Source organism: Cardiobacterium hominis (genome assembly GCF_900637305.1).
Lineage (GTDB): Bacteria > Pseudomonadota > Gammaproteobacteria > Cardiobacteriales > Cardiobacteriaceae > Cardiobacterium > Cardiobacterium hominis.
The window spans coordinates 916,625-941,443 of record NZ_LR134365.1 but is presented as its reverse complement, the minus strand read 5'-3'; the positions used below and the strand labels follow the sequence as shown (position 1 = coordinate 941,443).

The following is a 24,819-nucleotide window of genomic DNA, read 5'->3' as shown; positions in this document are numbered from 1 at the left end:
TAAAGAAAGGGCGCACTATAGCGGGCTTGTCCCATGATGAAAAATGCTAAAATTGCATCGAATCATGAAAATCGCTCATAGGAAGCGCCATGCTCGAACGCCATCACCTGAACATCATCCGCGCCGTGGTCGAACACGGCACCCTCACCAAAGCCGCCGAAACCCTCTACCTCTCGCAATCGGCGCTCAGCCACACCATCAAAAAACTGGAAGAACAACTGGGCGCGCCACTTTGGAACAAAGACGGCCGCAACCTGCGCCTGACCCAGGCGGGCGAGCGCCTGCACCGCTTCGCGCAGAACATCCTGCCGCAGTTTGACCACCTCGAAGAACAACTCGGCTACTACGCGCGCGGACAAAGCGGCCTGTTACGCATCGGCATGGAATGCCACCCCTGCTACCAATGGCTTCTGAAAATCGTCGCGCCCTACCTGGAGGCGTGGCCGCGGGTTGATGTGGACGTCAAACAACAATTCCAGTTCAAAGGCGCGGGTGCGCTACTCGCTTACGAAGTCGATATCCTCATCACCCCCGACCCGGTACAAACCGCCGGCCTGCACTACCTGCCCGTCTTCCCCTACGAACAAGTGCTGGTCGTCGCGCGCGACCACCCGCTGGCGGCGAAAGACACCGTGCAGCCGGAAGACCTTGCCCACGAAACCCTGCTTACCTATCCGGTGCCGGTCGAGCGCCTCGACATCTACCAACAATTCCTCCTGCCCGCCGAGCGCAGCGTCGCCGCGCACCGCACCCTGGAGACCACGGAAATCCTCCTGCAAATGGTGGCGGCGAACCGTGGCATAACCGCCTTGCCGCACTGGCTCATCCGCGAACAGGCGGCGCATTTGCCGCTTGCCTGCCTGCGCCTCGGCAACGGCATCTACAAACACATCCACCTCGGCCTGCGCGACGGCGAACGGCAAGTGGACTACATCGACGGCTTCATCCGCATCGCCGAAGGGATGCGGTAGCGCTTGCCCACAAAATAAAGACCGCCGCGGCGGTCTTTTCATTTATTCGCTACTGCGCTGCGGCAACCAGCGCCAGCGGCGCCTCGTCAGCATAAGCAGCGACGCCGCCAGCAATCCGGTCGCCAGTCCCGAAGCGTGTACCCAGTCCGCCATGCCGTGAATAATTTGGAAAAATCCGGCGAACATATAAATCAGGCTGGCATAAAACAATGAGGGCGGAATGACGCGGTGATATTCCGGCTCATCAAAACCGCGCAGCCAGACATAGCCAATCAGCGCAAAACACACGCCGGAAATGCCGCCGAAATAACTGCCATAAAAATAGCCGCCGACGGTATTGCTCACCAATGCCGAAAGCAAAAAGAGTAAGAGTAAATGGCGCGAGCCTTCGTGCGATTCAATAACCCCGCCAAGCATCAGCCAGCCGAGGCAATTAAAAAGCACATGAATAAAAATGGCGTTGAATACGTTGAAGTGCAAAAAGACTGGGGTAATCGCGCGCCACCATTGTCCGGCGACAATATCTTCTGACGACCAGCGCAACCAGTTGGTCAGGCTGTTGCTGCCAAACCAGGTGGCGAGCGCGGTCGCCACGCACGTCACCAGAATCAGCCAGGTCACCCATCCCGCCTGCATCCATCGCGGCGAGGGGTCATAAGAGCGGTATCTGTCCACGTTCTTCATCCAGGTTTGAGCATCTATTTTTATCAATAACAACAGGCGCTATGCTAACAGATTCAGCGCCCTTAAGTCTCTTAAATGATACATGGCGGCGCGATGGCGGGATTCAAGTACGGTAATGATTGGAAAAAATGGCAAATGGCACGCAGGTATTGTTGTAGGAATGCAGCAAGCGCAATAGGGACAACACCCGCGCATGAAAAATGCGCGCCGCCGCACGCCGCTCAATGTCCGCCGCAACCGCAGCTTTTTGCCCAGTGTTTCTTTTTCGTCGTTTTGCCGATGCCGGGGTTTAAGCTGTTGGTCGGGTCTTGTGCGCGGTAGAAGTTGGCGAGCGCTTCTTTGGCGGGGTAGAGGTGGCCGACGTTGTGCTCTGCCGGGTATTCGGCGCCTTTGCCGTCTAGATAGGCGAGTAGCGCGTGTTTGACCGCCGCCGCGTCGCTGCCGGGTTTCAGGATGTAGTCCTGGTGCATGACGTGGCAGAAGAAGTGGCCGTAGTAGAGTTTGGCGGCGATGTGCTGGTCGATTTCGGCGGGCAGGCGCTCGAACCAGTCGTGTTCATTGCGGCGCAGCGCGATGTCCAGCGCCAGGAGGTCGCCGACTTCGCGGCCTTTGACGGCGTGGTAGCGGTTGGCGGCGCCGGCGGCGGCGAAGCGGTGCAGGGTCGCCTGCGCGCCTTCTTTGCCGCTGCAGGCGTAGTAGGCACCGTCGTGCGGGTGGGCATCGAAGTATTGTTTGAGGTAGCTGGCGGCTTCGTCCACGCCGCCGTCCGCCATTTTCAGGATGAGGTGGTGTTCGTATTGTTCCCGCATGTGTTGCATGAATGGCGGCAGGTGCGTCGGCAGCATGTCGGTTGCGCATTGGCTCAAGCGGTCGGAGAGGTTTTTCAGGCGCAGTTTTTCGCCCAGGCGGTCGATGCGGTTTTTCCAGCGGAAGAAGGCGGGGATGTGTTTGCTGCCGAGGCGGTCGATGACGAGGTAGGTGTCGCGGCCGTAGCGCTCGGCGATGTCGTAGCAGTCGCGGTGCATATATTCGCCGGAGACGGGCAGGTTTTTGAAGTTTTTCAGGATGTGGCGGCGCAGTTCGGTCAGGGTGTCGGGGTCGTGCGCGCCGATGTAATAGATTTGCTGGCGTTCGGGTTTGGCGAAGGTGTCGATGCGCACTGCGAAGACGATGAGGCGTCCCGCCGAGCCGGAGGCCTCAAAAAGGCGGCGCGCGTCGTTGTTGTAACGCGAGGGGGTGTCGGCGTCGATGTCGCGCACGCGGTCCTGGTATTCGTGGTCGGAGGTTTGGCCGCTGGCGGGGGCGATGTCGGCGTCTGTGTAGTCGCCGCGCTCCAGGCGGTTCAGCAGGCTTTCCGGATGCTGGCCGAGGTTGATGCCGAGGTGGTTGATGAGTTCGAGTTCGCCTTGTTCGTTGACGCGGGCGTAGAGCGCCATTTCGGTGTAGGCGGGGCCGCGGTGGATGAGCGCGCCGCCGGAGTTGTTGCAGATGCCGCCGATGATGGAGGCGCCAATGCAGCTGGAGCCGATGACGCTGTGCGGTTCGCGGCCGATGGCGGTCAGTTCGTCTTCGAGTTCGTAGAGGGTGGCGCCGGGCAGGGCGATGGCTTGCGCGCCGTCTTCGATGAGGCGGATGCCTTTTAAGCGGCGGGCGCTGATGAGGACGACGGGGCGGTCGTAGTCGCCGTAGGGAACGGAGCCGCCAGTGAGGCCGGTGTTGCTCGCCTGCATGATGATGATGAGGTCGTGCGCGACGCAGGTTTGCGCGGTCTGCCACAGTTCGTAGAGACTGCCAGGCTGGACGACGGCGAGGACGTCGCCTTCGCCGTAGCGGAAGCCTTTGCGGTACGGCGCGGTTTTCGCCGGTTTGGTGAGCAGGTGGCGGCGGCCGACGATGGCGGCGAGTTCGGCGATAGCGGGGTGGTTTGTTGTCATGGGTTTTCCTTTGTGATTTTGGATGGGGTTCTGCCGCCGCGCCATTCAAGCGGCTTTCGCAGCGGCGCCTGCCATGAAGCTGTTTACATACACCTCGAGCGCTCGGCTGTATGTAAATGCAAGCGGCAGGAGAAATCGTTAGATGGTAAACGCGCGCCCGGGGTCATCCCCCCTGCGCCTCGTCCATCGGCGTTTTGCGCGAGACTTTGGCGTCGCGGTGCTGGTGTTTCAGGCGGGCGAGGTAGGCGTCGTCAATGTCGCCGGTGATGTAGCAGCCGTTAAATACCGAGCAGTCAAAGGCTTCGGGCAGGCTGTGTTTGCTGCCGGCGCAGGCGTCGATGAGGTCGGGCAGAGTTTGATAAATCACGCGGTCGGCGCCAATCGCGGCGGCGACGTCTGCTTCTTCGCGGCGGTAGGCGATGAGCTCGTCGTGCGTCGGCATGTCGATGCCGTAAACGTTCGGGAAGCGCACCGGCGGCGCGGCGCTGGCGAAATAGACTTTCTTCGCGCCTGCATCGCGCGCCATCTGGATAATCTGCTCGCTGGTGGTGCCGCGCACGATGGAGTCATCCACCAGCAGCACGTTTTTGTTGCGAAATTCCAGCGTCATCGCGTTCAACTTCTGCCGCACCGACTTCTTGCGCAGCTTCTGCCCCGGCATGATGAAGGTGCGGCCGATATAGCGGTTCTTCACGAAACCCTCGCGGTATTTCACGCCAAGCCGCGCCGCCAGCTCAATCGCCGAACTGCGGCTGGTGTCCGGGATGGGGATGACGACGTCAATATCATGCGTCGGCCAGTCGCGCAAAATGCGCTCGGCGAGCTTCTCGCCCATGCGCAGGCGGGCTTTGTAAACATTGATGCCGTCGATGGTCGAATCCGGGCGGGCAAAATACACATACTCGAAAATGCACGGCACCCGCTGCGGCTGCGCGGCGCACTGCTGATGATGCACCGCGCCGTCTGCGGTAATAATGAGCGCCTCGCCCGGCTCCAAATCGCGCACGACGCGAAAACCCTGCGACTCCAGCGCCACCGATTCACTGGCAATCATGTACTCCGTGCCGCCGTCCTCCGCCTCGCGCTCGCCATAAATAATGGGACGGATGGCAAACGGATCGCGGAAGGCAACGAGACCATAGCCGCTAATCATCGCCACCACCGCATACGCGCCGCGCACCCGGCGGTGGGTAGCGGCGACGGCGTTGAAGATAACTTCCGGCGTCGGCCGCAACTGCTGCTGCCGCTGAATCTCATGCGCGAAAACATTGAGCAACGCCTCCGAATCCGAATGCGTGTTGATATGGCGCAAATCGCTGGCATAAATGGCGCGGATAAGCTCATCGGTATTGGTGAGATTGCCGTTGTGCGCGAGCGCGATGCCGTAGGGCGAGTTCACATAAAGCGGCTGCGCCTCGGCCGCGCTGGACGTGCCCGCGGTCGGGTAGCGCACATGGCCGATGCCATAATCGCCGACGAGCCGCTGCATCTCGCGCTCGCTGAAAACATCGCGCACGAGGCCGTTGTCCTTGTGCAGAAAAAAACGACCGTCCCCGTCGCAGGTTGCGATCCCGGCGGCATCCTGCCCGCGATGCTGCAAAACCGTCAGCGCATCATAAAGTGCCTGGTTTACATAAGATTTTCCAACGATACCCACTATGCCGCACATAACTTTTGTTCCCGGTGAAATGATGCGCGGATTATAACAATCTGCGCCACTCCCTGTGCGCTGTTGCGCGCTCTGCAGACGCACGCGCTTGTAATCCGCACCGCTTGAGTTTAGATTCGCATCCCCCTTACCAACCCACCGGAGAGCCCATGATGAAAAAACTGCTGGCCGCCGTCGCGGCATCCTTGCTTCTGGCAAACAGCCACGCGGCGACGCTGAAAACCGCACAGGGCGAAGTCGAAATCGCCAAGACGCCGGAGCGCATCGCCGTCTACGACATCGGCGCGCTCGACACCCTGATTGCGCTGGGACTGGGCGAGAAAATCGTCGGCATCCCCGGCGAAAAATTCGCCGCCGACTTCGCCACGCCAAACGCCAAAGAAGTTGGCACACTGTTTGAGCCGGATTTGGAAGCACTGAATGCCGTAAAACCCGACCTCATCATCGTCGCCTCGCGCTCGGCGAGCAAACTCGACGAAGTACAAAAAGTCGCGCAGGCGGTGGATTTGAGCATCCCCGGAGAAAACGCCTACCAGGAAGGCCTTGCCCGCCTCAACGACCTGGGCGCGCTCTTTGCCAAAGAAGCCGAAGCGAAAAAAATCAGCGACGAACTGAACGCGCTGCGCGACGAAGTCAAAACCCGCGCGGCCGGCAAAGGCAAAGTGCTGGCGCTCCTCGTCAATGGCCCGAAAATCGCGCTTTACGGCCCGGATTCCCGCGCGGGCTGGCTGCAAAGCGAGCTGGGGCTGCAACTGGTGCATAACGAAAAAATGAGCGGCCGCCACGGCGACCCCGTTTCCTTTGAATACATCGCGCAAGAAAACCCGGACTGGATATACGCGCTTGACCGCCTCGCCGCCATAGGCGAAGACGGCGCCAGCGCTCGGCAAACGCTGGACAACGAGTTGGTACACGGCACCACCGCCTGGAAAAAAGGACAATTCATCTACCCGCAAACCAAACACATCTACATCGACATCGGCGGCCCGGCCAGCCTGCGCCATTCGCTGGAAGAACTGAAAACCGCCTTTGCGAAATAACGGCGGCCGCAGATTGGGGCGGCAACTACCGCCCGCTCTAGGGGCTGTTTACAATTCAGCGAACTAGCCCCTCTCCCTGTGGGAGAGGGGTTGGGGTGAGGGCAGCAAACGATTGAAAAATCGAAATTTCATCTCGTAAGCGGCATTGTCCACCCCCTCCCCATCCCTCCCCCGCTGCGGGCTTCGCCCTGCAGGGGAGGGAGATTTGAATTGTAAACAGCCCCTAGGGCGTGTTGACAATTGAGACATCCCCCTCCCCCGCAGGGCGAAGCCCGCAGCGGGGGAGGGTCGGGGAAGGGGTGGGCGGTGTTGTTTATGAACAGATGTCTGCATTTTTCACATTCGCAACCCTCACCCCAACCCCTCTCCCAAAAGGAGAGGGGCTCGTTCGCCGAATTGTCAACAGCCCCTAGTCATTTACATACACCTTGAGCGCTACCTTGTATGTAAATACGCAAAATCCCGTTTACATACGCGCTGACAACTATCGTGCATATAAAAACGCATACCGCGTTTTTTCATACATAACCCCATACAGGAGATAAACATGGAAAATCAAAAAGGCTCTTTCTGGAGAGGCGTGCTATTCGGATTCTTCTCGTATTGTATTTTCCGGATTTTCTGGGATTACATTTACCCCCATTTGGGTGTCGAATGGAATCGATACATCGTCATGGCTGTATTTTTCCTGCCGCTCGTAGCCCTTTATCTTTATGAGCAGAAAAGACGTGAAAAGAAGCGGCAAGAATGAATGACACGCCATATTTACATATGCCCCGCTACACCCGCCCCCTGCTCGCCGTTCTCGCCCTGCTGATCGCAATGGCCGTCAGCATCGCCATCGGCGTCAAAAACCTCGACTGGTCGCTGTTTTGGATTAGCCGCCTGCCGCGCACCCTTGCCATCGTGCTGGTCGGCGCCAGCCTTTCCGTCGCCGGACTCATCATGCAGCTTGCCGTGCATAACCGCTTCGTTGAGCCAAATACCGCCGGCACCGCACAAGGGGCGATGCTCGGCATCGTCGCCACTACCCTGCTCACGCCGCATTGGCCGCTGCTTGCCAATATGGCGGTCGCAGCAAGCTGTGCCTTTGCCGCCATGCTCGGTTTTCTCGCCATCGCCCGCCGCGTGCCGCCGCAGGAACCGCTGCTGTTGCCGCTGGTCGGCCTGATTTACGGCAGCATCATCGCCTCTATCGCCCCTTTTTCTTCGCCTATCAGTATGAGGCGCTGCAACTGCTCACTACCTGGCTTTCCGGCGATTTTTCCGCGGTGCTGCGCGGCCGCTATGAGTTGCTCTGGCTCGGCGGCGCGATTGCCGCGTTGCTCTACTGGTTCGCCGACCGCCTCACCATCATCGGCATGGGCGAGCAGATGAGCAAATCGCTCGGCCTGCCCTACCGCCAACTGGTGGTGCTGGCAATGGCGGCGGTGTCGCTGATGACGGCGCTGGTGGTGATTACTGTCGGCAGCATCGCCTTTTTGGGGCTGGTGATGCCGAACATCGTCCGCCGTTTCAGCGGCGACAACCTGCGCCGCAGCCTGCCCTGGGTCGCCTGGCTTGGCGCGCTACTCCTGCTCATCGCCGACATCATCGCTCGCCTCGTCCGCTATCCCTACGAAGTGCCGGTGAGTACCGTCTTCGGCATCATCGGCGCGGTGCTTTTCTTCTATCTGCTGCTCAAACCGGTGCGCCATGCCGCATAAACGCCTGCTCGCGCTCGCCGCCATCGTCTGCGGCGGCATCATCTTCTACCTTTGCTATCGCGCCGAGGGCAACTGGGGCTTCGTCCTGCCCTATCGCGGCCAGAAACTGCTGGCGATGCTGCTCGTCGGCAGCGCCATTGCCAGCGCGACCATGGTTTTCCAAACGCTCACCGCCAACCGCATCCTCACCCCGTCCATCATCGGCCCCAACAGCGCGGGCAAAAGCACCCTGCTCTCGCTCATCGCCCGCCTGAACCCGTTGCAAAGCGGCAGCATCCGCGTCGATACCCCCGACATCGCCACAAGCGACAGCCGCGCCATTGCGCGCAAACTCGCCATCTTGCAACAACAAACCCGCTTCATGAGCCGCCTCACCATCGAAGAGTTGCTGACCTTCGCCCGCTTCCCCTACCATCGCGGCCGTCCGCGCGCGCACGACCGCGACATCATCCACAGCACCCTCGCCTACTTTGACCTCACCGACCTGCGCCATACCTACATCGACGCCCTCTCCGGCGGACAACGACAACGCGCGCTGGTCGCGATGACCTTCGCCCAAGACACCGATTACATCCTGCTCGATGAGCCGCTGAACAACCTCGACATGCACTACGCGCGCAACCTGATGGCGAACCTGCGACAAGCGGTGGACGACTACGGCAAAACCATCCTCGTCGTCCTGCACGACATCAACTACGCCGCGCACTACGCCGACCACGTCGTCGCCATGCAGCACGGCCGCATCCGCCACAGCGGCACCACCAACGAAGTGCTGAGCGGCGCAAACATCAGCGCGCTCTACGACATGGACGTGGAAATGCTAAGCCACGACGGGAGAAGGGTGTGTCTCTATTTCTGAAAATGTTGCTTGTAAAAAAACCGCCGAAAGGCGGTTTTTCATGGGCTGAATGGCGGGAACTACAGTCGTGGATAACAGCAAATGTAGGTTGTTCATTTATGGCCAACATCATAGAAACCCTTACTTGGGTTATATCGTATCTACAAAAATCATAAATTATATTATTGCATCTAAGATGCTACTCTCTTAATAAACCCCGCAACTGATTGAACAAATTCTTTGGAATCTAAATAGTAATTTGGATAGGCTTTTTTTAGAGCTTTTATATCGTCTATAGAAATTAATACGACGTCCCAATTCTTTTTACTTTTGGCAATTTCCTTTTCTAAGATAGCATATGATTTCTTTGCTTCCTCTATATTGTCAAAAGGGCTTACATTTAGTCTTCTTTCATCTAACTTTAGTAAGATTAAACAAAATTTGATTTTTTTATTTTTTATTATTTGCTTTTGTTTATCCGCAAAAACTGTTAACCCACTTAAATAGTCAAGCACCTTTAACTCTTCATTTAACTTTTTTAGATCCTTGCACAAATCATTTTTATTTTTATTATGATATTTTTCATCAATTGGTGTATTTTCGCTTATTGCAAACAGATTGCTACATAGACATAAAAATTCTCTAGTCTTATCATCTCCCAAGCCTGATTTATATGATTCTTTCTTATATAATCCTATGATTTCAACAGCTGTAGCCCATTGATGTTGCAATTTTGTCCTTATTTGCAACTCAACATTCAATCCATTAAATTCTGTTTTTGTCAGATTGTCTACTTTAAAAGTTATGTGTAAACTTCTATAACCGTCAGACTTAGGCTCATTAATGTAATTTTTTTCATGATAAATATCATGGGGAAACTGTTTGTAAATATTATCTCTAACCTTATAAATGTCTGGAATATCTTTAACAATAATTCTAACCCCAGCAATATCTTGCATTCTAGACAATTGCATTTTAGGAAAACGATTTAGCTTACTTAGTATAGATGGGGCTCTTTTAAGACGTTGGGCAATTATAACACTTGTTATATCCATTTTAGATACCCGCCACTTTAAATTTACATATATAACATTCATTACATACGCATGTAATGATCTCCAATAATTAAACACCTCCCAGTGATTATCCAGCTCAATTTCATCAACCAAATTAATATCTTTTTGAGCTAGATAAGAGCCACTTCTATTAATCTGTTCTTTAGAATATTTTCTTCCATGTAAATTCATATGAATACCAACTTTTTCACAATGTTTAAAAACAGCGCCATCCGGCGCTGTTTCTCTATCCTCAAAATGACTTACTAAACTCCAGATAGACATCCATATTGTGGTTGTCGTAATAGAAGTGGTTGCTCTTGGTTTTGTCCCAGGAGAAGGTCAGGCGCGGGGTGATGCCCCAGAAGTAGAGGTTGCGGTTCCAGAGGCTGAGGGTGGCGCCGTATTCGTGGTCTTTGCGCACGATGCCGAAGAAGTCTTTGCTGTCATACGGACGGTAGGCAAAGTTGCCGCTCAGGCGGCTGGACATGCCCCAGCCCCATTCTTGTCCCCAGCCGGCGCTGATGCCGTAGCGTTTGAAGGCGTCCGAGCTGTCTCTTGCCTGGCTGCGCATGGCGTTCGCTCCGGCGAACCAGTATTGGCGCGCGTTCGGCGCAAAGAGGACGTTCAGGCTGCCGTAGTATTGGTTGCCGTTCAGCCAGCGGCGGGTGTCGTGGTTTTTGTGCATGGCCTGCATCGAGCTGCTCAGGCGCCAGCGCGGGGTGAGCCAGTAGGAGATGTTGGCGTCGGTGCCGAAGTTGGTGGAGTAGCCTTTGTTGGAGTAGATGCGGCGCTGGATGAAGGGGGTGAGGCTGATGTCCCAGCGCGAGTTTTGCCAGCCTACGCCAGCGCCGGTGCGCAGGCGGAAGTCGTCGAAGTTGTGCGCGTCCCAGAACCAGTCGCCATTGATGCCCGCTTCTACTTGGCCGTAGAAGCCGTTGTGGATGGGGATGCGGCGTTCGGCGGAGACGTCGAAGTGTACGCCGTGCGCGCTTTTGCGTTCGGGGAAGGTCCATTTGCCGTTGCCGACTTGGCGTTCGCGTTGGCGCGGCGCGTCGTTGATGTTTTTGTCGTGGCGGTAGTAGCCGCTGGCGTTGAAGGTCCAGCTTTGGCGTTCGCGCAGGGTATCCAGCGCTTGGCTGACGATGTTGCGGATGTCTTCCGGCAGTTCGTCCGAGCGCAGTTTTTCGAGCTGGGTGCGCGCGGCTTCGTCCTGATGGTCGGCGAGTAGTGCCATGGCAAGGTGCAGGCGCACGGGTTGCAGGCTGGGGTCTTCGGCAATCATTTCGCGCAGGCGGGCGATGGCGCGGCTGAGGTCGCCGTCGGCGCGCGCTTTCATGGCTTCGCCAAAGCGCAGCAGCATTTTGTCTTGTTTGTCGGCGGGCAGTTTGCGGTAGATGGGCAATAGCATGGCGACGGCGTCGGCGTCGCCGTTGATGATGGCGCTGTCGAGGGCGTTGGCGAGCAGCGGCGGGTCGGCGAGCAGTTCGGCTTCGGTGACTTGCAGGACTTGGGCGTTTTGTTGGCGCGCCTGGTTTTTGTCGGCGGCGGCGCGTTCGGCGGTGTCGGGCAGTTTTTCGTCCGGCGTGGCGGTGTCACGTACTGGCGCGGGCGGGACGTTCTGCGCCACGGCTATGCTGCTGAATAAGGTTAGGGTTATCAGGGGGATCAGTCGCATTGGTTGTTCTCTGTTCGGGCAAAAATGAGGCGCAAGTATACACTTCCCGCTTGTATTTTATGCTGTTTCCTTTTTTTTCACGGCGGGTGGTTTTGGTATGCGGGTTGGGTGTTCGGATGTGGGTATATCCTGATGTTTTTTTTTGGTTTTGTGGTTTTGTGTTTTTCTGTTGTTCTTCTGTGTGTGCGCGAGGATAATGTGTCCAGTTTTTCACATGGGAGGCTTTTATGATCGTTCTGTGGTTATTGTTGGTCATAGTCTTTATTGTCTTGGCCACTGCCAGGTTGAAATGGCATCCTTTTCTTGTCTTGATTCTCGCCTGTTTTCTTACGGCTTTTTGTTATGGTCTGCCTGCTGCGGGGATTGCCAAAACGATTGGCACGGGGTTCGGCGGTATTCTCGGCTCGATTGGGCTGGTGATTGTCCTCGGCACGATTATTGGTCTGGTGCTGGAGAAAACGGGGGCGGCGCTGGTGATGGCGGAAACGGTGGTGCGGTTTATCGGGCCGAGGTTTCCGACGCTGGCGATGAGTATTGTCGGCGCGATGGTTTCTATTCCGGTTTTTTGTGATTCCGGCTTCGTTATTTTGCATTCTTTGAAGGAGTCGCTGGCGGCGCGGATGAAGGTGTCGTCGGTGGCGATGAGTGTCGCGCTGGCGACGGGGCTGTACGCGACGCATACGTTCGTGCCGCCGACGCCAGGGCCGATTTCTGCCGCGGGCAATTTGGATTTGAGTGATCAGCTTGGTCTGGTGATTGGTGTGGGGCTGCTCGTTGCCGTCGTGCCGATTGTCGCGGGCTGGCTGTGGGCGAACCGCTTTTTGCATGAGCAGCCGGATGGTCTGGTCAGCAATCCTGCCGATGATGCCCGCGCGCAAGCCATCCGTGACGGTTATGGCGAGCCGCTGCCGCCCGCGCTGGCGTTCATGCCGATTGTCGTGCCGATTGTGCTCATTTGTCTCGGCTCGGTCGCCGCTTTCCCGACGCATCCGTTCGGCGACGGCGCGGCCGCACAGGTGTTCAACTTCTTCGGCACGCCGCTCAACGCCCTGCTCATCGGCACTTTTCTTTCTTTCACCCTCATCCGTGGCGAGGATAAGACCGCGCGCATCAGCGCCATCATCGGCAACGGCCTGACGGTTTCCGCGCCCATTTTGCTGATTACCGGCGCGGGCGGCGCTTTCGGCGCGATTCTCAAGGAAACGCCGGTCAGCAGTTATCTTGGCAGCGCCCTGAGCAGCAGCGGGGTCGGCATTTTCATGCCGTTCATCGTCGCCGCCGCGCTTAAATCGGCGCAAGGTTCGACGACCGTCGCCCTCGTCACCGCCTCCAGCATCGTCGCGCCGCTGCTCGGTCAAATGGGGCTGGACAGCGAAATGGGGCGCGTCCTCTGCCTGATGGCGATTGGCGCGGGCGCGATGACCGTTTCGCATGCCAACGACAGCTTCTTCTGGGTCGTTACCCAGTTCAGCCGGATGAGCGTCGGCCAGGGCTACCGCACGCAAACTGCCGCCACCGCTATCCAAGGCATCAGCGGCATCTTCTGGATTTGGCTGTTGGCGTGGGTGATGCTGTAGCGCAGCCAACCGGTTTACATACACCTTGAGCGCTCAGGTGTATGTAAACCACGCCTTAAACAAACCGGAATTTCAGATCATAAACAATACACTCACCCCCTCCCCGCCCCTCCCCCGCTGCGGGCTTCGCCCTGCGAGGGCGGGAGAATTCGAACAGGCTCTTAACCCCGACAGCACAGGCGATCGCCTATAATGCCGCGCAACCCTCATACCGGAGAACCGCATGACCCGTCCCCTGCACACCGCCTGTTGCGCCCTTGCCCTCGCCTGCCTGCCCGCCATCGCCGCCGACAACACGCGCGACGACATCCAGCCCGCCGACCTCGTCCACATCCTCATCGGCGCTTACGAAGGCGCGGCTGATGCGGCCGACCGCAGCGGTCACCCCTTTGGCGGAGAACGCCTGAGCCACGAAGACCTCGTCCGCCTCGAAGCCAACGTCCAGCAACTCCAGCAGGGACTGCGGGACATCACCAAAGCAGACGGCAGCCTCGACAGCGACCGCATCGCCACCCTGCTCAACGACCTGCAAGACCGGCGCGGCGAAAGCCGCACCATCGACTTCGTGCGCGCGCTGAACACCCTGCGCGAACTGGAAAAACAGCCGGACGGCTTCACCCTCGACAGCATCCTGAACCTCTTTGCCGGCCGCGACGGCAGCCGCAGCGCGAGTAACAACGGCGCTCTCCTGCTCGATACCCTCAAACTCGTCTATGCCGACCGCCAACTGGGCAGCCCTGATGCCGCGCGCGAAGCCGCCGCCCACCGCCTCATCAACGAAACCCTCGCACGCGGTGCGCTTGACCCCGCGCGTCACGCCGAAATCGCCGGCCTGCTCGAAAAACTCGGCGCGCCGTACCGCGACGACTACCAAAAATGGCAGGCGACCCCGCCGCGCATCGCCGTCCGCCCCGACACAAACACCGAGACAGACATCCTGCGCCAGCTGGAAAACCTCACCCCCGCCCAACGCGAACGCATCCTGCAAATCCTGCGCGAAAAAGAGCCACGATGAAAATCAGCGAATACCGACAACAAAAACACCCGGAACACCTCATCGCCTACCTAGAACACATCGAATGGGGCGCGGGAAAACACCTGGCGGAACTCCTCAGGCGCGGCGCCTTTACCGCCACCTACGGCGAAAGCGCCGAATTACACATTGCCGAAGCCGACGGAAAAATCATCGGCTTCGGCGCGATTACCGAGCAAGACTACCTGCCGCGCCCGCAACTCAAACCGTGGATATCATTCCTCTACATCGACCCCAAGGCACGGGGACAGCGGCTGTCCGGAAAAATCATCGAGCACCTGGAACAACGCTTGCGCGAACGCGGTGACAACACGGTGTACCTCGCCACACAACACCACGGCCTCTACGAAAAATACGGCTACACCCTGCAAGAAACCACAGACGAAGGCATCCACGACCGCGATTACCTCTACCACAAAAAACTGCCATAACGGCGGGAAAACCGCCGCCCGGAACCGCTCCAATTACAACCCCCTTCCACGCCCAACCAACCGGAGCCTCCCATGAACCTCGTCATCGCCCTCGACTCCTACAAAGAAAGCCTCAGCGCTGCCGACGCCTGCGCCGCCGTCGCCCGCGGCTTCCGCGCCATCTATCCGCACGCCGACTGCCGCATCCTGCCGATGGCGGACGGCGGCGAAGGCACCACCGCCGCGCTGGTCGCCGCCCGTGGCGGCGACTGGCAAAACATCACCGTACAAGACCCGCTCGGCCGCGCCATCACCGCCTGCTACGGCCGCCTGCCGGACGGCAGCGCCGTCATGGAAATGGCAGAAGCGGCGGGACTACACCGCCTCACCCCCTCCGAACGCAACCCGCGCCACACCAGCACCTACGGCGTCGGCGAAATGCTCTGCCACGCACTTGACCACGGCAGCCGCCACATCATCCTCGGCATCGGCGGCAGCGCCACCAACGACGGCGGCGCCGGTATGCTACAAGCACTCGGCGCGCACCTGTACGATGCAAACGGCCACGAACTGCCGCGCGGCGGCGCCGCACTGGCCCGCCTCCACCATGCCGATTTCAGCGGCCTGCATCCGGCACTACAAACCGTCACCCTCGACGTCGCCTGCGACGTCAACAACCCGCTCTGCGGCACAAACGGCGCCAGCGCCATCTTCGGCCCGCAAAAAGGCGCGGATGCCGCCGCCGTCGCCAAACTGGACGCGGCGCTTGCCCACTACGCCGCCGTCCTCACCGCCAGCGGTCTGCCCGACCAGCGCGAACAACCCGGCGCAGGCGCGGCCGGCGGACTGGGTTACGCATTGGCACTCCTCGGCGCCCGCCTCACCTCCGGCATCGGCCTCGTCATGCAGGCTGCAGGCTTGGCCGCAGCGCTCCAGGACGCCGACCTCGTCATCACCGGCGAAGGCCGCTTGGACGGCCAAACCCGCCTCGGCAAAGTCCCGCTTGGCGTCCTGCGCCTCGCCCAACAACACGGCGTACCCGTGATAGCCATCGCTGGCGTCCTCGGCGCGGGCGCCGAAACCCTCACCGACGAAGGCTTCACCGCCATCTTCCCCTCCATCGCAGCCCTCGCCCCGCTGGACAAAACCCTCGCCCAAGGCGGCGAAAACCTCGAACGCACCGCGCGACAAATCGCAGCCGTACTGGCGTTGGGCGGGCAGATTTAAGCGCCTCCGGTACCGCTTCATTGATAAACGCTGTACGGCGTTGCATGGGTTGCCGAAACCCCGCCACCACCGCGTCCAAACCGCCGCAAACCCTTTGCCAGCGTGCGGGGCGTGTGGCACAATCGCGCCCTGCATTTCTTACCATTCCACAAGAAAAACATGAGCTCTGAAATCACAATAAACCCTGACGACGTCCAAATCGAAACCGGTTGGAAAACCGCCCTCTACGACGAATTTACCAAACCCTACTTTGCCCGCATCAAACAAATCCTGATAGACGCCAAAGACGCACACATCCCCATCTATCCGCCAGGCAAACTCATCTTCAACGCCTTCAACCGCACCCCTTACGACCGCGTGCGCGTCGTCATCCTGGGACAAGACCCCTACCACCAGCCGGGGCAGGCGATGGGACTGTCCTTCTCCGTGCCGCAAGGCGTGCGCATCCCGCCCTCACTACAAAACATCTACAAAGAACTGGCGCGCAGCATCCCCGGCTTCACCATCCCCAACCACGGCGACCTCAGCGCCTGGGCCGATCAGGGCGTACTGCTGCTCAACGCCAGCCTGACCGTCGAACGCGGCAAAGCAGGCAGCCACAGCCGCATCGGCTGGCAACTCTTTACCAACGCCGTCATCGAGCAGCTCTCACGCGAACGTAGCGACCTCATCTTCATGCTCTGGGGCAACTTCGCCAAAGAAAAAATCCGCCTCATTGACGCCGACAAACACTACATCCTCACCTCCGTCCACCCCTCGCCGCTGGCAGGCAACGGTTTCATCGGCTGCTCACACTTCCTGAGCGCCAACCAGATTCTGGAAGCGCGCGGCGAAGCACCGATTAACTGGCAGATTTAAGCGCCCTGCCCTCGCCCACAAAAAAAACCGGACTGTGCAGTCCGGTTTTTTTTCTATCCGCAAGCGGATTAGAGCGGAGAAACGCCTTTGTTGACGCCCCAGCTTTGCGTGCGGTTTTTCTCTTCGGTGAAGTTGTAGTCGCTGACCTTGCCGGTAGCAAGTGAAATATCGACTTCCAGCATTTGCGATTCCTCGCGTGCGGTAACCATATTGTCGCCAATCAGGCCGCCCGCCGCGCCGCCGACGCCGGTCGCAATCGCTTCGCCAGTGCCGCCGCCAATCTGGCTGCCGAGCAGGCCACCGAGCAGCGCGCCGCCGAGACCGGCTGCGGATTTCTTCATGCTGTCATCGTTGCGGTAGGCATAGACCAGCTTCTTGATGCCGAGCTTCTGGTTGGTTTGCACGGAAACCGGCTCGCCGAACATCGAGCGGATTTGCGCTTCAGTCGTCACGCCACGCTGGATGGAATTAATCAGGTTGTAATCCATGCGGTCGCCGTGGTTGATGCCGCAAGCGCTGAGCGAGACGGCAAGCACCAGCGCCAGCGCCAGCGCGCCGTTTTTGTATTTCTTCATAAGAAAAGCTCCATTGTTTGAAGGGATTGAGGGGTTTTAAGGCGGCGAATTATAGCCGTTCAAGTCATTGGAAAACCATACTTTTTCCAGAAATTTTTAACGCGCTGCGCTACTGACTGTGACTTCCACGCGGCGGTCGGGTTGCAGACAGGCGATGAGCTCGCCGCGCGGCAGACTGTCCGCACAATGCGCAAGCGGCTGACTGCTACCCAGCCCGGCAGCGCGGATGCGGCTGGCGGCAATGCCGCCACGCACCAAATAATTTTTCACCGCATCTGCCCGCGCCTGCGACAGCTCGCGGTTATAGGTGGCGCTCCCCAAGCGGTCGGTAAAGCCATCCACGCGCACCTCACCCGTATCGCCATGCGCGCGCACTTTCGCCAGCAGGTCGGCAAGCGCCCGGTCTGCTTCCGGACGCAGCGTCGCGGTATCGAAGGCAAAAAGCGCATCGGCGGCAAGGCGGTACGGCGCGGCGGGTTCGCCATACACCGTAGCGCAATCCTCTGGCAACCAGTACATCGCGGCGATGCGGTCATCGTCGCTATAAATCAGCTTCAAATGGCAGACCGCCTGATTTTCCCGCGTATATTCCGGGCGTTGCAGAATATAGTTCCATTCGCGCGCGCCGTTGATTTCGCGGAAATGTGGCACGTCGAGCAGGGCAAAGACATTCTTGCGCTCAAGCCCCACTTTGACCGCAGCAATCGTCGGCGACGGCAGGCGCAGCGCCTCATCGCGCCAGCTGTCTTTCTGCGACGGCCAGACCAGCTCGCCAACGCTGCCATCGGCGCGCACATTCTTGCTGACGGTGGAAGTACAGCCCGCCAGCGCAACGGCGGCAAGCAGGACGAATAACGATTTTTTCATGAGAAGACTCCTTACCACTGGTAGCCAATGCCGACGACGGCGCCCGCTTCTTTGCTGTTCACGTTCGCCGCGCCCTTGATAATCCACTTGCCGTTGTCGCTGATGGTGGAAACACCAATCGCGACCGCGCTCTGCCCGTCGTAATAGCCACCGGCGGCGGCGACCATACTCGCGCCCGGGCGGTACGCCTGCGGCAAACCGGCGGTGGCAATCGCCGACGCGGTACCGGCTTTCGCGCGCTTGTCCACGTTATCGACATGACGGCCGAGCGCGTATAGCTGCGCGCCATTGACCGCATCGCGGCTGTCGCGCGCAATCCGTCCCGGCGCAACGTTACGAATGGGCAGATTGCCCGCGTCAATGCCCTGCTTGGTCATGCTTGGGCCGTTGTTAATCGCCACGCCCGCATCGCTCATCCGGGTGTCGCCGGTGGTGACGCTATTGACGTTCACATCCGGGTTCAGTTTCACCTGGACACCGCCCGCATCCGCTGCGGTCCTGATATTGCCATCGCCCATGATGGCAACGCTGTCGCCCAGCTTTTTCACGCCGGTCGAGCCGCTGTCGCCATGAAACGTCAGTCCCTGCGTTTGCACGATGTTGAGCGCCTGCACGCCCTTGCCAATATCCTGTTTGGTGCCATTGGAAAGGCTGACTTCGTAATTGGTGACATTGCCGCCGGTATTGGTCGCGGTGACGATGACATCGCCCGCGCCGGAGACGGTCGTCCCTTTGGCATTGACGGTATAAATATCGTGGCCATCATTCGCTTGTGTTTTATCAACGCTGGCGATATTGGTGCCTGCTTTCACTTCGGTGCGCGCCGCTTTCACCTGCTTCACATTGGCGGCATCGCTATCGGCAACACCATCGGCGACGTTGGTGATTTTGTTGCCACCATTATCCAGGCCATTGTTGGTCAGGCTGACCGGATTGCCGCCGCCTGCCGCCGGCGTGATGGTGACGCCATTGCCGTTGGTGACCGTTTTATTGCCTGCGGCATCGGTGGTAGTAACCTGGGTAAATTCAACCTGGTCTTTGGTTGCAACCGTCACTTTTCTGCCATCCTGAATGATGTTGATATTTTTGCCCGCATCAAGGGTCATGGTATTGCCGGGGTTAATCAACTGGTTGCTCGTGCCGCTTACCGTACCGCTGGATGCGCTGGTGGTCAGGGTAAAACCGGAATTGTTGATGGCATTGGCAATCTCACCGGCGGTCATCAATTTGCCCGCGTCTGCTGCCGCAGGTGTGTTCACTTTGCCCGCAGTGGTGGTGAGCGTGGTGGTATTGGCCTTTATTTTGCCATTTGCGTCTTTGGTAATGGTCGTACCATCAGTATTCACGGACAAGTCATAAATCGTCGCGCCTGTTGTCGGATTCTTTTTGCTGCCATCAACCGTTACCGATTTGTCCGTAGATTGCACTTCGGTTTTTGCCGCTGCAATATTGGTATTGAGCTTGCTGATTTCATTGTGCAATTGCCCGCCATTGACGGCGTCCTTGCTGCCCGCAGCAATATTTCCGTCGGCAACATTGGTAATTTTTTTGTCTGCCGCATCAATGCCGGTTTTAGTAACGCTCGGCCCACCAGTAATTTTTAGCCCGTCGTTATTGATGGTGGAATCACCCGCCTTGACGCTATCGACCTTAATATCTTTGGCAAGATTAAAAGTGACGTCATTACTTGTCGCGTTTTTACTCACCACGATATTGCCATCAGTATTTTTCAAATCAACGGTTGCGCCATCGCCCACGGTAGAACCATTGGCGCCTTGTGCGGTCAGGGTAAAGCTGCCTTTTTTCGCCGCTTCCGTCGCCACCGCCTTTAACTGGTCTTCGGTAGCGGCCTGGCCGCTGACGATGCTGTTCGGATTCCAGGTTTTATTGGAAAGGCCGCCCACTGTTCCCGCGTTACCATTAATAGTAACCGGATTACCGCCATTTGCCGGGCCCACGGTAATAGTGTCTTTAAGCCCTAATTGGACACCACCATTAACCGTCGTGCTGGTGATATTGTTGTCACCTTTTACGTTGATGGTATCGCCAAGCTGGTATTTGTTGGCGCCGCTGGTGCCGCCAAAATTGATACCTTTGGCAATATTGGCGGTATTGGCATCCACTTTCTGGTTGGTCTGGAACAATTGCCCGCCATTAACGGCTTCTTTGCTGCCATTGGCGATATTTCCATCCGCCATGTTATTGATACTTTTATTCCCCATATTGATACCGCCGTTATTGATAACCGGGCCACCGTTATTGATGGTCAGACTGTCCGCGGTGAGATTCGGATTGGTGGCAATGGTAATTTCCTTGCCGGTATGGGTAATGGCAATGTTCGTGCCGTTTTTGAAATTCACGGTATCGCCCGGCGCGACATTGGTCGTGCCGCTGCCATTGGTTTGCACATTCCAGCCTTTGTTGGCAGTCGTTTTTACCTCATTGAGTTGCGATACGTTTACCGCATCGGTGTCGTTTGTACCTGCGGCAACATTCTGCAAGGTAACGGGCTTGTTGGCATCTCCGCCGACCAGTTTGACGGTGTTGGTCGGCGTTGTGGAAGCATTGCCACTTGTGTCCTGATATTCCAGCGGCGTATCGAATTTCACCGTGGTTGTGCCTGTGGTCTGGTCAGTGGAAACATTGGCAACCGTGCCGCGCCCGTTGGCGAAATTGATGGTGTCGCCGTGGGTAACGAAGTCTTTTGCCACACCATTGCCCTGCACATTGAACCCGGCATTGAGCACATCATTGACGGTCGCAGCGTTATTGCCTTTATTGGCGAAATCCGCGCGCGCATTGTTTGCCGGATTGCTTGTTACATTGGCCGTATCGGCAAAGTTACTGGCGACGTTGGCAAGCGTGGTCGGCTTGCTGGTCGAACCTGCGGCATTTTGCATTGAGGCAATCACATCCGCTGCGGCAACCTCATTGCCGCCGACGGGCGCGTCATAGAATTTGTTGTCGCGCTTGTAAACCTTGCTGCCATCCGCCTTGGTATAAACCACCGGCAATTGCGCATTGTCGGTAATCGCCTGCGCATTGGTGGCAATGGTGATTTTGCCGCCATCCTGTTGCAGGTCGATACCGTTGCCCGCGTCAAAGGTCAGCGTTTTACCATTGTTGATTTTTTTGTCGGCGGCATTCACGGTTTTGTCAGCGGAAGTACCGCCGCTTTGCGATACCGCCAGATTGAATCCCGCCGCTTTTAATTGCGCGACGTTTACCGCATCGGTATCTGCCGAACCAGCGGCGAGGTTGATGATTTGCCGCGTCGTTTTCGGTACGTCAACACCAGCGTAGTTGCGGTTGTTTGAGCTGCCCACCGATACTGCGCCCGCGTTAGATTGCCAGGTCAGCGAGCCGGCTTGCGCGCCGACACCCAAGGGGTCAGCGCCCAGCGTTGGCGAGCCTTCCAGCTTTTCGCGGTCGGCATGGCTGTAGCGTCCCAAAGCAACGCTGGAATCCGCTTCGGCGACGGCGTAAGCACCAAAGGCGGTGCTGCCGACTTTGCTCGCCTTGGCATTGGCGCCAATGGCGGTGGCGTAAGCGGTAGTCGCTTGGGTATTCAGGCCTTGCGCGATGGCGCCGTAACCGGCGGCGGTTGCCTGGCGCCCGATAGCGATTGCTGCCGCCGATTTGGAAGCGTCTCTGACGTTGGTCAGATTGGTGGTAATCGCCTGCGCCGCGGCAACATCAGTGGTCGCCGCAGGCGCGACGGTCGCCTGGCTGCCAATGGCCAGCGCGTGCCATTCCGGCGCCGTGCTTTTGTAACCAATGGCGGTGGCATAGTATTCGGTTGCGCTGGCGCCATAGCCGATAGCGGTGGTGCGCACTCCTTCTGCGACGGTATCGGCACCGACGGCGGTTGCTTCCCAACTGGTTTTCCCTTTGGCACCGATTTTGGCGTTGCTACCGATAGCGGTGTTCAGCCCTTTGTTCTGCCCGTTGGCAAAGTTTGAGGTATCCGCACCGTCGCCCATCGCTACGGAATTGCTGCTGCCCGCCTTGGCATTGACCCCGGCGGCCAGTGTGTTGGCGGCGGTGGCGCCGTCGTTGTTGTAGTTGCCGCCCTGGTTGCCGCCGTCATTAACGCTGTAGTAGTGGGTCTGCCCCGCCTGCAACTGGTTGGTGATGGCATAGAGCTGGCTGCCGTTAATCGCATCGGTACTGTTGGCATTGATGCGCCCGGCGCCGACGTTGGTGATGGCGCGTTCGTTGCCCGCGCTGCCGACGCTGACGGTGGCATTGACGTTGGCGGCGGCAAAGTTGCCATAGGTGATGCCGTTGATGGTGGCGTTGGGAACCGGGCCAAAGGTGGCGCTGCTGACGGAATCCGCACCGAGGGCAACCGCGCCGTTGTGGGTTACGACCGCGTTGTAGCCCACCGCCGTGCCTTTCGTCCCCGCCTGCGCGCCCGCGCCAAAGGCGGCAGCATTGATGCCGCTTGCCTGCGCCGCCGCACCGACGGCAGTGGTACTGCCCGCGTTGGCGGTGGCTTTCGCGCCGACGGCAACGGCATTCAGGCCGCCCAATCCCCCGGCGGTGCTGGCGCCGGTACCGAGTGCAGTTGAATTGAGTCCGCTGGCATTGGCTTCTGCACCGACGGCGGTGGTCTTGTTGCCGCTTGCCTTGCTTAATTGGCCGATGGCGACCGCCTGCACGCTGCTGGCGGTGGCGCCATTGCCCGGATTGGCGGAGCCGCCAATGGCAACCGTGCCAGACGCGCTTGCCACGGTGTTTTGCCCGGCGGCAAAGCCGTTTTGTCCTTTGGCATCTGCGCCGACGCCGAGGGCGATGGCTGCCAGTCCTTCCGCTTTGGTGCGGTTGCCGATGGCAATGGCGTTGCCGCCGCTGGCGCGGGTGCGTTCGCCAATGGCAACGTTGTTAGTTGTGGTAACGGCAGCCGCGCCCGCGCCAGTGCCGTTGGCATGCGCGCCCATGGCGATATTATGGTTGGCTTGAATGCCCTCTGCCGCGCCAGTGCCGATACCGATGATGTTGTTGACATCTTTTGCTGCGCCGCCCGCATTGCGTACTGCGCCTTCGCCGATACCGATATTACTGAAATTGCTGGTGTTGTCGGCGCCTTTTCCTGCTTGCTTGCCGATAAACACATCGGCGCGGCCAGCAGCGTTGGCGTTCCAGCCCAGCGCGGTAGCGTTTTCGCCTGTGGCTTTGGAGCCATCGCCCAATGCGGTGGAAGCGTTGGTGGCACTGGTGTTTGCGCCCACGGCAACCGCGCCGTCATTGGTTGCCTGCGCGTTGTAACCGGCGGCAACGGTGTTTTTTGCGCTGGCAACCGCGCCCACGCCCGCGGCCAGGGAATTGCTGCCCGTTGCGCCGTCGTTGTTGTAGTTGCCGCCACGGGTACCGCCGTCATTGACGCTGTAGTAGTGCGTCTGCGTTTTTTCGGCGACGGCATAAAGCTGGCTGCCGTTGATGGCATCGGTGCTGGTGGCGCTCACTTCGCCCGCCGCGACGTGTTTCAGCTGCCGCTCGTAGCCTGTTGCGCCAAAGGAAACGATGTCGCCCGGCAGCGTCTTGCCGCCGCCCGCCCAGTTATAGGTGACGCCATTGATGGTTGTGGATTCCTGCTTCGTTCCCGCTTCCAGGGTTTTGGAGCCGCCACCGATGGCAACAGCGTTGTCGAGTGTCGCCTGCGCGCCGGTACCGATGGCGACACTGTTGGTGTTAGCCGCCCCCGATTTGGCACCGAGCGCAACGCCCAAATCCGCCGCCTGCGCCTGCACGCCCACCGCCACCGCCGCCTGTTTGGAGACGGTTTTGGCATATACGCCGGATTGCATGGTGTCGCCGGTCAGGGCTTGATAAGCCTGCCGTACCGTGCCGGTTGTCTGCGCGCCGCTATTGGGGTCGATATAGGTAGTCTGCTGACTCCCTGCCTGATCCAGGTCATCGCCACCGATGGCGACTGAACTGTCCCCATAGGCAAGGGTATCGCTACCGATGGCAAGCGACTGCTCACCATAGGCATAGGTGTGGTGTTCTTTTTGGACGCCAGTACCGCCACCAATGGCTACCGCCTGCCCCACTTCTTTTGCTTGCAGGCTAATTTTGTTAATCGTGCCACCCACATAGATGTCTTTTACTTCCCGGTCTGAGCCGACATTGGCATTGGCACCAATCATCACCCGCTCTCCGCTTCGGCCGCTACTGGCCCCGCTGCCACTTTTGGCACCCGCACCGTAGCCAATGGCCACGTCATCCCGCGAAGTGGCTTTGGCATTGGTACCGACTGCCGTGCTGCCATAGCCCCCGGAAATTTTCGAGTCGGCAGAAGCGCCGGTGCCAATGGCAATATCCGTTGCCTTGGCTGCCGTACCCTCAGGAATGGCGGCCCATGCCTGTCCGCCGACGAGCAGCAAGGCGGAAGCCAGTGCGGTGCGGGCGAAGGTAAAGGCGTGCGCGCCACTGGCATAGCGGTAGCTGCGCGGGGCTTTGCCGCGGTTGCGGGCGATTTCCGGCACGGCGACCCAAGCGCCGAGGGCAGTGTTGTAAAGGGTTTTGTACGTATGGTTCATAAGGGTTTTACTCCACTCGAGTGATTCAGGGCTGCATGGCAGCGGTGTCTTGCTGTTTACCGCCCGCGGGTTGGTCAGTCCGGCAGGGCAGCTAACAGCATCAGGTTGCCGTGCGCTTTTGCACGTGGTCGCAACCCGCTTCATGTTGTTTT

The 24,819-nt window shown here is 58.6% G+C and carries 18 protein-coding genes and 1 pseudogene; 10 read left to right on the top strand and 9 right to left on the bottom strand.

From position 1 onward, the window contains the following. Positions 1 to 89 precede the first annotated feature (89 nt). On the top strand, positions 90 to 971 hold the full coding sequence (locus EL199_RS04500; RefSeq protein ID WP_004139165.1) for a LysR family transcriptional regulator: 882 nt from the start codon (positions 90 to 92) through the stop codon (positions 969 to 971). A gap of 42 nt (positions 972 to 1,013) precedes the next feature. On the opposite strand, the gene EL199_RS04495 is transcribed toward EL199_RS04500, so the two are convergent. The 3 genes from EL199_RS04495 to purF form a co-directional block, all read right to left on the bottom strand. Beyond that, on the bottom strand, positions 1,014 to 1,592 hold the full coding sequence (locus EL199_RS04495) for a rhomboid family intramembrane serine protease (protein ID WP_232008344.1): 579 nt from the start codon (positions 1,590 to 1,592) through the stop codon (positions 1,014 to 1,016). Positions 1,593 to 1,876: 284 nt separating this feature from the next. Beyond that, the gene (gene dld / locus EL199_RS04490) at positions 1,877 to 3,589 is read right to left on the bottom strand and encodes a D-lactate dehydrogenase (RefSeq protein ID WP_040354405.1); all 1,713 of its coding nucleotides are present in this window, start codon (positions 3,587 to 3,589) and stop codon (positions 1,877 to 1,879) included. A gap of 163 nt (positions 3,590 to 3,752) precedes the next feature. Next, on the bottom strand, positions 3,753 to 5,258 hold the full coding sequence (gene purF, locus EL199_RS04485; protein ID WP_004139162.1) for an amidophosphoribosyltransferase: 1,506 nt from the start codon (positions 5,256 to 5,258) through the stop codon (positions 3,753 to 3,755). Positions 5,259 to 5,407: 149 nt separating this feature from the next. Here purF and EL199_RS04480 point away from each other — a divergent pair, with 149 nt between their 5' ends. From EL199_RS04480 to EL199_RS04465, 4 genes and pseudogenes are all read left to right on the top strand, one after another. Next, positions 5,408 to 6,298, top strand: coding sequence for a siderophore ABC transporter substrate-binding protein (locus EL199_RS04480; protein WP_004139161.1), 891 nt, complete (start codon positions 5,408 to 5,410; stop codon positions 6,296 to 6,298). Between the two features lie 547 nt (positions 6,299 to 6,845). Then, the gene (locus EL199_RS04475; RefSeq protein WP_004139158.1) at positions 6,846 to 7,049 is read left to right on the top strand and encodes a hypothetical protein; all 204 of its coding nucleotides are present in this window, start codon (positions 6,846 to 6,848) and stop codon (positions 7,047 to 7,049) included. 20 nt (positions 7,050 to 7,069) lie between these two features. Further along, positions 7,070 to 8,004, top strand: a pseudogene (locus tag EL199_RS13625) (ABC transporter permease). Further along, positions 7,994 to 8,863 carry an iron chelate uptake ABC transporter family permease subunit gene (locus EL199_RS04465; protein ID WP_004139152.1) on the top strand — a complete coding sequence of 290 codons (870 nt, stop codon included), beginning with the start codon at positions 7,994 to 7,996 and terminating at the stop codon, positions 8,861 to 8,863. Before EL199_RS13625 ends, EL199_RS04465 begins: the two are co-directional and overlap by 11 nt. A gap of 170 nt (positions 8,864 to 9,033) precedes the next feature. Here EL199_RS04465 and EL199_RS04460 read toward each other — a convergent pair whose 3' ends face one another. The 3 genes from EL199_RS04460 to EL199_RS12830 are packed head-to-tail and all read right to left on the bottom strand — an operon-like array spanning position 9,034 to position 11,831. Beyond that, complete coding sequence (locus tag EL199_RS04460) at positions 9,034 to 10,182, bottom strand: RelA/SpoT domain-containing protein (RefSeq protein WP_197719344.1); 1,149 nt, start codon at positions 10,180 to 10,182, stop codon at positions 9,034 to 9,036. Beyond that, the gene (locus tag EL199_RS04455; RefSeq protein WP_232008343.1) at positions 10,151 to 11,527 is read right to left on the bottom strand and encodes a surface lipoprotein assembly modifier; all 1,377 of its coding nucleotides are present in this window, start codon (positions 11,525 to 11,527) and stop codon (positions 10,151 to 10,153) included. The genes EL199_RS04460 and EL199_RS04455 overlap by 32 nt, the downstream gene beginning before the upstream one ends. After that, entirely contained in the window at positions 11,493 to 11,831 is a 339-nt protein-coding gene (locus tag EL199_RS12830; RefSeq protein ID WP_170166204.1) for a hypothetical protein, read from the bottom strand. The genes EL199_RS04455 and EL199_RS12830 overlap by 35 nt, the downstream gene beginning before the upstream one ends. Between EL199_RS12830 and EL199_RS04450 the strand changes: the two genes are divergently transcribed. The 5 genes from EL199_RS04450 (at position 11,803) to ung (ending at position 16,680) form a co-directional block, all read left to right on the top strand. Continuing rightward, complete coding sequence (locus EL199_RS04450) at positions 11,803 to 13,152, top strand: GntP family permease (RefSeq protein WP_004139138.1); 1,350 nt, start codon at positions 11,803 to 11,805, stop codon at positions 13,150 to 13,152. The two genes, EL199_RS12830 and EL199_RS04450, sit on opposite strands and share 29 nt — an antisense overlap. Positions 13,153 to 13,375: 223 nt before the next feature. Next, positions 13,376 to 14,167: a hypothetical protein gene (locus EL199_RS12825; protein ID WP_040354397.1), complete on the top strand. Its 792-nt coding sequence runs from the start codon at positions 13,376 to 13,378 to the stop codon at positions 14,165 to 14,167. Then, the gene (locus tag EL199_RS04445) at positions 14,164 to 14,616 is read left to right on the top strand and encodes a GNAT family N-acetyltransferase (RefSeq protein ID WP_004139134.1); all 453 of its coding nucleotides are present in this window, start codon (positions 14,164 to 14,166) and stop codon (positions 14,614 to 14,616) included. Before EL199_RS12825 ends, EL199_RS04445 begins: the two co-directional genes overlap by 4 nt. A 72-nt stretch (positions 14,617 to 14,688) precedes the next feature. After that, the gene (locus EL199_RS04440) at positions 14,689 to 15,822 is read left to right on the top strand and encodes a glycerate kinase family protein (RefSeq protein WP_004139132.1); all 1,134 of its coding nucleotides are present in this window, start codon (positions 14,689 to 14,691) and stop codon (positions 15,820 to 15,822) included. Positions 15,823 to 15,981: 159 nt separating this feature from the next. Then, a complete protein-coding gene (ung, locus tag EL199_RS04435) occupies positions 15,982 to 16,680 on the top strand; it encodes a uracil-DNA glycosylase (protein ID WP_004139130.1) in 699 nt (232 codons plus the stop codon). Between the two features lie 68 nt (positions 16,681 to 16,748). Here the strand turns inward: ung and EL199_RS04430 are convergent, their stop codons facing one another. The 3 genes from EL199_RS04430 to EL199_RS04420 form a co-directional block, all read right to left on the bottom strand. After that, positions 16,749 to 17,255, bottom strand: a complete 507-nt coding sequence (locus tag EL199_RS04430) for a glycine zipper 2TM domain-containing protein (protein ID WP_004139128.1) — start codon at positions 17,253 to 17,255, stop codon at positions 16,749 to 16,751. 96 nt (positions 17,256 to 17,351) lie between these two features. Next, positions 17,352 to 18,122, bottom strand: coding sequence for an OmpA family protein (locus EL199_RS04425; protein WP_004139125.1), 771 nt, complete (start codon positions 18,120 to 18,122; stop codon positions 17,352 to 17,354). 11 nt (positions 18,123 to 18,133) lie between these two features. After that, positions 18,134 to 24,667, bottom strand: a complete 6,534-nt coding sequence (locus EL199_RS04420; protein WP_004139124.1) for a YadA-like family protein — start codon at positions 24,665 to 24,667, stop codon at positions 18,134 to 18,136. Positions 24,668 to 24,819 lie beyond the last annotated feature (152 nt).

Bases quoted from the DNA above. Each gene is read 5' to 3' on its own strand.
- EL199_RS12825 (WP_040354397.1), top strand. From the start codon at position 13,376: ATGACCCGTCCCCTGCACACCGCCTGTTGCGCCCTTGCCCTCGCCTGC.
- EL199_RS04475 (WP_004139158.1), top strand. From the start codon at position 6,846: ATGGAAAATCAAAAAGGCTCTTTCTGGAGAGGCGTGCTATTCGGATTC.
- EL199_RS04440 (WP_004139132.1), top strand. From the start codon at position 14,689: ATGAACCTCGTCATCGCCCTCGACTCCTACAAAGAAAGCCTCAGCGCT.
- dld (WP_040354405.1), bottom strand. From the start codon at position 3,589: ATGACAACAAACCACCCCGCTATCGCCGAACTCGCCGCCATCGTCGGC.
- purF (WP_004139162.1), bottom strand. From the start codon at position 5,258: ATGTGCGGCATAGTGGGTATCGTTGGAAAATCTTATGTAAACCAGGCA.
- EL199_RS04480 (WP_004139161.1), top strand. From the start codon at position 5,408: ATGATGAAAAAACTGCTGGCCGCCGTCGCGGCATCCTTGCTTCTGGCA.
- EL199_RS04430 (WP_004139128.1), bottom strand. From the start codon at position 17,255: ATGAAGAAATACAAAAACGGCGCGCTGGCGCTGGCGCTGGTGCTTGCC.
- EL199_RS04460 (WP_197719344.1), bottom strand. From the start codon at position 10,182: ATGTCTATCTGGAGTTTAGTAAGTCATTTTGAGGATAGAGAAACAGCG.
- ung (WP_004139130.1), top strand. From the start codon at position 15,982: ATGAGCTCTGAAATCACAATAAACCCTGACGACGTCCAAATCGAAACC.
- EL199_RS04425 (WP_004139125.1), bottom strand. From the start codon at position 18,122: ATGAAAAAATCGTTATTCGTCCTGCTTGCCGCCGTTGCGCTGGCGGGC.
- EL199_RS12830 (WP_170166204.1), bottom strand. From the start codon at position 11,831: ATGACCAACAATAACCACAGAACGATCATAAAAGCCTCCCATGTGAAA.
- EL199_RS04465 (WP_004139152.1), top strand. From the start codon at position 7,994: ATGCCGCATAAACGCCTGCTCGCGCTCGCCGCCATCGTCTGCGGCGGC.
- EL199_RS04450 (WP_004139138.1), top strand. From the start codon at position 11,803: ATGATCGTTCTGTGGTTATTGTTGGTCATAGTCTTTATTGTCTTGGCC.
- EL199_RS04500 (WP_004139165.1), top strand. From the start codon at position 90: ATGCTCGAACGCCATCACCTGAACATCATCCGCGCCGTGGTCGAACAC.
- EL199_RS04445 (WP_004139134.1), top strand. From the start codon at position 14,164: ATGAAAATCAGCGAATACCGACAACAAAAACACCCGGAACACCTCATC.
- EL199_RS04420 (WP_004139124.1), bottom strand. From the start codon at position 24,667: ATGAACCATACGTACAAAACCCTTTACAACACTGCCCTCGGCGCTTGG.